The following is a 7,516-nucleotide window of genomic DNA, read 5'->3' as shown; positions in this document are numbered from 1 at the left end:
TCCTACCGCGCCCGTTCGCTTGCCGCCTCTGCTCGCTCTGAACGGCGATGCACGAGACGGCGTTGCCGCAAGCGCTCCTCGCAATGTACGATACGCGAAGGTGACCCTGTAGACCTACTTAACCACGAAGTTGACGATGCGCCCCGGTACATAGATCTCGCGCCGCACAGTCCCCTCATCCAGGTAGCGGGCTACGTTTTCGTCGGATCGTGCTTCGCCGAGCACCTCCTCTTCGGGCGCATCCGGTGCCACCTCAATCGTACCACGCACGGTCCCATTTACCTGCACGGCCATTTCGACCACTTCGCGCTTCAGGTACTCTGGATTAAACGACGGCCAGTCGGCATGGGCGATGCTCGTATCATGCCCGATTCGGGCCCACAGCTCTTCAGCAATATGCGGGGCAAAGGGGCTCAAGAGAAGCACAAAGGGTTCTGCAACGGTCCGTGGCACCGCGTCCCACTTCTTTGCGGCATTCACGAACTCCATCATCTTCGCGATGGCTGTGTTGAAGCTGAGGGATTCGATGTCTTCGGTGACCTTCTGGATGGTCGCATGCAGCACACGGAGCTGCTCGCGGTTCGGTTCGGTAGTGTCTGCTACCTGTGCGTTGCCGTCAGCGTCGACCAGAAGGCGCCACACGCGTCCGAGAAAGCGGTACACGCCGTCCACGTCGGATGTGCTCCAGGGCTTGACCTGCTCCAGGGGGCCCATGAACATCTCATAGAGGCGAAGCGCATCGGCACCATACTCATCGATAACGTCGTCTGGGTTCACGACATTGCCCCGGCTCTTGCTCATCTTGTGCGAACGCGCGTCGACCCGGATTGCAGGCTGGTCGGCCAGAACAAAGTGGTCGCCGTCTTTTGTGATCGCCTCTTTATTGACAGCAGTCGGGGTAACGCCGGCACCGGTGCGTGTGTCGGTTGCGTCGTCGACATGCTGGGCCGATACGTAGTGGCCTTCGTCGTCGACGTACGCGGTGTACTCGGTTTCGCCCAGAATAAGGCCCTGGTGGATGAGCTTTTGGAAGGGTTCGCGCGTAGATACTACGCCTGCGTCGTACAGCACCTTGTGCCAGAAGCGGGCATAAAGCAGGTGCAGAACGGCATGCTCAGACCCGCCCACATACAGGTCAACCGGCATCCAGTACGCCTCTTTCTCTGGGTCTACGAGCCGGTTCTCGTTGTGCGGGTCGATGAATCGCAAGAAGTACCAGCACGAACCGGCCCATTGGGGCATGGTATTCGTTTCGCGCTTTGCAGGGGCACCGGTTTCCGGATCGGTGGTCTCGACCCAGTTCTCCAGTGCAGCAAGCGGGCTCAGGGCGGCGTCTTGCTCCAGAATCTCGTTATACGACTCGATGTCTGGTAGCTCGACAGGCAGTTCATCTGCAGGAAGGGGCTTTGCCTCGCCATCCACATGAACGATGGGGAAGGGTTCGCCCCAGTAGCGCTGACGGCTAAAGAGCCAGTCGCGCAGCTTGTAGTTTATCGTCGCCTCCCCATAGCCATGCTCTTCCAGCCAGGTCGTAATACGATCTTGGGCCGACGCCACATCGAGTCCGTTTAGGAAGCCGCTGTTGACGGCCGGGCCATCACCGGTGTACGCATCCCCCTCAAAGTCTTCGGGGGGCTGTACAGTGCGTACGATGGGAAGGTTGTACTTCTCGGCAAAGGCCCAGTCGCGATCGTCCTGCCCGGGCACCGCCATGATCGCTCCGGTGCCGTATGAGGCCAGCACGTAATCGGCGACCCAGATCGGAATCTCCTCGTCGGTAACCGGGTTCACCGCATAGCCCCCTGTAGGAACGCCCGTTTTCTCTTTTTGGAGTTCGGTCCGCTCCAGCTCGCTCTTTTTCTGGGCCTGGTCGCGGTATTCGGATACGGCATCGGCGTGCTCCTCGGTGGTTACCGTGTCAACGAGCGGATGCTCAGGAGCAAGCACCATGTACGTGGCGCCAAAAAGTGTGTCAGGACGCGTGGTGAAGACTTCGAGCTCGCCATCGTGATCGGCCAGCGGGAAGCGAATCGTAGCGCCTTCAGAGCGCCCGATCCAGTTGCGCTGCATCTCTTTCGTGCTCTCGGGCCAGTCAAGGTCGTCGAGCCCATCGAGCAGCCGTTCGGCATACTCGGTGATCTTGAGCATCCACTGGCGCATGGGGATCCGCTCGCAGGGGTAGCCACCGCGTTCGCTCTTGCCGTCGATCACCTCCTCGTTGGCAAGCACCGTACCCAACTCTTCGCACCACCACACCGGCACCTCGGCCTGATAGGCCAGGCCGCGCTCGTGGAGCTTCAGGAAGATCCACTGCGTCCACCGGTAGTAGTCGGGGTCGGTCGTGTTAATCTCCCGATCCCAGTCGTAGGAAAAGCCAAGTCGTTTCAGCTGGCTACGGAAGTTGTCGATGTTGCGCTCGGTGGTCTCGCGCGGATGCGTTCCGGTCTTTACCGCGTATTGCTCGGCTGGTAGGCCAAAAGCATCCCAGCCCATCGGGTGCAGCACGTTAACGCCCTGCATCCGTTTGTAACGGGCCACAATATCTGTAGCAGTGTACCCCTCGGGGTGACCGACATGAAGTCCGGCACCGCTTGGGTACGGAAACATGTCGAGCACGTAGCACTTTTCGGCCTCAGGATCTACGTCCTCGGGCGTTCGAAACGTGTGGTTCTCCTCCCAGTAGCGCTGCCACTTGGGTTCGATCTCTGCGAAAGGGTAAGCGGGCATATTAAAGCGAGAGCCGGTAGATTCGTCGATAAGAACAAGCACGACAGCCCAACGACTGCCGCGGTACGAAGATTCGTTCGCATCCTCCTAACGAGACAGCAAGACTGTGTAAACATGGTGTGTTAGGGGTGGGATACAGCGGGCTGAGGGCCTCTAAAAAGCTGTACCCATCGTCGAGAAAGAGGCGTCGAAGTAGCGGGCTACGGTTGCGGCATGATCGGCAAAGGTAGAGCGGAGCCCAAGCGCACGCCCGGCTGCATTGGGACGTACGACAAGCAGCGGCACAAATTCGCGGCTATGGTCGGTACTGGGAGTGGTGGGGTCGTTGCCATGGTCGGCTGTGATAACAAGGACGCCATCGTTGGGAAGGGCATCAAGGATGCGGGGCAGCGCGCGGTCGAAAGACGCAAGGGCCTCCGCGAATCCCTCCGGATTGTTGCGGTGGCCATACTCCTGGTCGAAGTCCACCAGGTTGGTCCAGACAAACGTGGGGGGCGATGCCGGTGCGTGGCTTCTGAGTGCTTGGATGGTCGCTTCGATCCCTTCGTTGTTGTTCGACGTTTTGACCATCTCGTCAAACCCGGTTCGGGCAAAGAGGTCAGCGATCTTTCCGATGGAGACGGTGCGTATCCCGTGCTCCTGCAGTATGTCTTGCAGCGGTGGCGTCTCGGGGCGGCGAGCGAAGTCTTTGCGTTCTTCAGAGATGCGCGTGTAGTTGCCAGGGGTTCCTACAAACGGGCGGGCAATGACGCGCCCCACGCCATGCTCGCCGGTACAGACCTTGGTGCGTGCCACCTTGCACAGGTGGTATAGTTCACGTAAAGGGATGACCTCTTTGTGGGCAGCAATCTGAAATACGCTGTCGGCTGAGGTGTACACAATCGGAGCGCCTGTGCGCTCATGCTCCGGACCGAGTTCCTCGATGATGACCGTACCTGATTCGGGCCGATTGCCAAGCACGCGGTCTACGCCGCCGTGCGACCGGAATGCATCGATGACCGTGTCTGGAAATCCATCGGGATATGTTGGAAACGGGTGCTCAAGATGCAGGCCGGCCAGCTCCCAGTGCCCGGTAGTGCTGTCTTTGCCCGCCGAAACCTCGCGCATACGTCCGTAATCAGCGGCGGGGGCGTCAACGCGAGGCACGCCGTCGAGGTCAGCAACATGGCCGAGTCCGAGAGCGGCCAGGTTGGGCAGAGACGGCTGCTGCGCGGCGCATACGTGCCCGAGCGTGTGGCTGCCGCGATCGCCGTAGTGTACGGCGTCGGGCTGAGCGCCAACGCCAACGCCGTCGAGTACAATAGTCACAAAGCAAGGCATATCGTTGAGCCGGTTAGGTAGAGAGGTAAAGCGAGAGGCCTTCCGCCATATTTGTGGTGGGTGGATGAGCAGAAGGACGTTCACAAGATGGTAGGAAGACGCACGGCTTTCTATAGGAGTTATGTGAATATGTGTCTTTATAACGCTGTGCGTCATAAAAGGGGAACTTGTGACGCACTGCGTTATAAGGGGTCTTGGACAGTAAAGACAAAACGTCCACCCCTTGAAGGACAGTGTCGCACGACCTGTTAACAACTACTTACGAGGTGATTACTATGGGTACTCAAGCAGAGCAAAAAGCGAAAGAGAACGGTTCACGAAAGCCTGTTGATTTCAGCAAGCTACCTGAAGAGCTCACAGAGCGTGGCCGCGAGGTATGGCTGGCTGGACTTGGTGCGCTCTCACGTGTTGAGGAAGAAGGCGACCGGGTGTTCAAGGATCTGGTGAACCGTGGTGAGAAGTATGAAGAGAAGCGCCGCAAGCAGCTTGACGACGCGGCGGCAGAGATGAACAAGCAGCAAGAGTCGATCACGGAAGAGTTCAACCGTCGCTTTGAGGACGTATCGAAGCGTGTATCGGATGCGGCCCAGACGGTGGAGCAAACGGTGTCGTCGACTTTAAACGATACGCTGGGGCGCCTGGGCGTGCCTACCCGCGAAGAGGTACAGGGGCTTTCGAGTAAAGTCGGGCAGCTGTCCGAGAAGCTTGATGCGCTCTCTGCCATGCTCGACCAGCGTGCCTCAGGAGAGATGCCGGTTTTCCACATTGCGTACAGAGAAGACGAGTGGGTTCTCTTGCAAGATGGTGCGGATGCGCCGCTGCAGACCTTCGAAACCAAAAAGGAAGCGGTTGATGCTGCCCGCGACGCCGCGAAAGCACACGCTCCGAGCCGGCTGATCATCCACAAGCAGGATAACACGGTGCAGGAAACGATCAGCTACGATCAGGAAGATGACTCGTAGCAAGGAGAAAGAGTGTCGGGTCCGTCATTAACGGATGAGGAACTCTACCCCCCTTATCACCGGGTACCGGCCCGTCTCCCTATGTGGGGGCGGGCTTTTTTTGTGTTTGTTGGTATACTGATCTCGCATACCTATTGCGCATGCTGCGCGGGCGTGCGCAGATATGGCAACCATCGGGGTATGGAGAGAGACAGAGAGGAAGGCGTGAACGAAAAAGCGTATCGCTTTCTGCTGAAAGATACGTCATCCGCAGATGAGGAGGCGCTTTCGTCGGGGCTAAACAGTCCGGTAGGCGGAGGGAGCGTTGCAAGAAGGCATACCGGCCGGCATCCCAAAGAACCAAAAAAAGCCGCTCCGGCAGAGAGGCCAGAGCGGCTTGATTGAAAGAGCGTGTTGCTTTGGATGCTCTTAGCGTGGCGCGTGCATCAGCGTCGCGGATGCAACGCGGCAAGCTCCTCGGCATCATCCCAAAGGGACAGGGCGTGCCGGTAGATCGGGTCGGTTTCGTTGAGCGTAGGCTGGGCCGTACGGAGACCGAACAGCTGCCGGGCCAAGAATCCTTTGAGGCGAAGGCGTAGCATCTCTTCGCTGTTAGTGCGGTCGGCATAGAGGAACGTGCCCTGACTTGGAGCTACCTCACCTGGATCGCTCGTGTACGACATGCCCCGCTCTTCTGTGAACTCCCAGAAGGAAGTGACAAGCGAGTCGGGCGTTGAGAACTCCTCGAGGAACACGTCTGCGTCATCGCCCCACGAGGAGCGTACATGCTGTTCGTTCTGTGCAAACCAGTTGCGGATAAAGGCGAAGTCCATGTTCACCGTAGACACGAAATTTGTGAGGCTCGACGTATCAGGCTGCACAACGATGTCGGGCATAATACCGCCGCCGCCGAAGACTTCGCGTCCGTGCTCGGTTTCGAATACGAGCGAGTCAGGAACGCTTTCGCGGTAGGCACTGGGGTCGAAGGTAGCTGCTTCCTGATCAGCCATCATGCGCTCGATGTACTGCTCTTGATCGCCGTTCTCATACGGCGTCTGGATGAGGCGTCCGAGGGGCGTGTAGTAGCGGCCCACGGTCATCTGCAGCAGGCTGCTGTCGTCCAGGTCAAACTGCTTCTGGATGAGGGCTTTGCCGAAGGTGCGTCGCCCCACGACGAGGGCTCGGTCGTGATCTTGCAGAGCTCCCGACACAATTTCACTGGCAGAAGCAGAGCCCTGGTCTACGAGCACGATGACGGGCGTATCTTCGAGGCTCCCGCCTCCGCTTGCGTTGAACGTCGTGTTCATGGAGCGCTCGCGACCGCGCGTTTCAACGATCGAAAGGCCAGCTCCGAGCATCTCGTCGGCAACCTCGATGGCAGAGCGCATTACACCGCCGGGATTGCCTCGCAGGTCGAGCACGAGGCGCTGCATGCCCTGCTCGCGAAGCTCACCTACATGCTCCATAAACTCGTCGTGCGTGGTCATGGCAAAGCGGTCGATCTTCACGTAACCCGTACGATCGTCGCTCATGTACGACGTATTGATCGAGTGCATCGGGATTTCGTCGCGGGTGATCGTGTAGTCTTCTTCCTGGCTGGTGCCGGGACGGTAGATCGTGATCGTGACCTCCGTACCCACCTCGCCTTTCAGGCGCTCCTGAATGCCATTCGTACCGATACCAACAGCGGTTTCGTCTTCGATGCCGACGATGCGATCGCCTGCCATGATGCCGAGACGCTCACTCGGGCCATCGGCAATGGGGGAGATGACCCGGGCGGTGTCTTCGACGACCTCAAACATGACTCCGATTCCGCCGAACGAGCCGCGGTAGCTATCCTGGACGCGCTGCACATCCTCAGCAGGGATGTAGGTCGAATGCGGGTCGAGGGCGTTGAGCATGCCTTCGATGCCTTCTTCCACGAGCTTCTTGGACTCAACCTCGTCGACGTACTGACGCGTAATGATGACAAAGGAGCGTTCCAGCTTCTGAAGTTGCTCGTAAGCCGTATCATCAGAGGTGAATGAGTTTACCTGCACACCAAGCACGGCACCGAGAAGAATCAGGCCGATGGCAGGAAGAACGTATCGTGTTACATGTCTCATAAGACACAGCCGGTAAGGCGTAAAGAGAACAGGTTGTGCGGATGCAAGGCGTATATGCAGGGCATAGGTGCAGGGTGAACGGAGCGCACTGCCACAGAGTAAAACAAGTAAAACAGGAGCAGGCGCTGGTTGCAACTGCAGAGGCGCTTTGCATATATGGGCTACAGTGATAAGACCTGCACACCGGGTTTGTTGCGTGCAGCCAGCACTTTGAAGCGAATGTGGACTATCCTGTTACCATCTGGCGGAGTTGGGGATGAGAAGCCCTGAGATGAGAAAGATATTATATATGGTGCGTATGCTTGTTGTGTGTCTTAGAACCGGTTTTAATTTCTTAATTTGGGCTGTGAGCGGCTCCGCTGGGCTGCAAATTGTCCCCGATATCGGCCCGTAACCCCGGCTACGAACCTCTATCGTGGTTCA

Annotated in this window: 4 protein-coding genes; 1 reads left to right on the top strand and 3 read right to left on the bottom strand. The window is 58.3% G+C overall.

The features are described from left to right. Positions 1–114: 114 nt before the first annotated feature. Positions 115–2,727 carry a leucine--tRNA ligase gene (leuS, locus tag PPP56_RS03705; RefSeq protein WP_353562688.1) on the bottom strand — a complete coding sequence of 871 codons (2,613 nt, stop codon included), beginning with the start codon at positions 2,725–2,727 and terminating at the stop codon, positions 115–117. A 153-nt stretch (positions 2,728–2,880) separates the two neighbouring features. Next, positions 2,881–4,047 (bottom strand): phosphopentomutase, encoded by a 1,167-nt coding sequence (locus PPP56_RS03700; RefSeq protein WP_502912544.1) that lies wholly within the window; start codon positions 4,045–4,047, stop codon positions 2,881–2,883. 275 nt (positions 4,048–4,322) lie between these two features. Here PPP56_RS03700 and PPP56_RS03695 point away from each other — a divergent pair, with 275 nt between their 5' ends. Beyond that, positions 4,323–5,009, top strand: coding sequence for a phasin family protein (locus PPP56_RS03695; RefSeq protein ID WP_353562686.1), 687 nt, complete (start codon positions 4,323–4,325; stop codon positions 5,007–5,009). Between the two features lie 425 nt (positions 5,010–5,434). Here PPP56_RS03695 and PPP56_RS03690 read toward each other — a convergent pair whose 3' ends face one another. Further along, positions 5,435–7,093 carry a S41 family peptidase gene (locus PPP56_RS03690; RefSeq protein WP_353562685.1) on the bottom strand — a complete coding sequence of 553 codons (1,659 nt, stop codon included), beginning with the start codon at positions 7,091–7,093 and terminating at the stop codon, positions 5,435–5,437. Between the last annotated feature and the right edge of the window lie 423 nt (positions 7,094–7,516).

Source organism: Longimonas sp. (assembly GCF_040409695.1).
GTDB lineage: Bacteria > Bacteroidota > Rhodothermia > Rhodothermales > Salinibacteraceae > Longimonas.
This window is presented reverse-complemented; position numbering and strand designations above follow the sequence as displayed.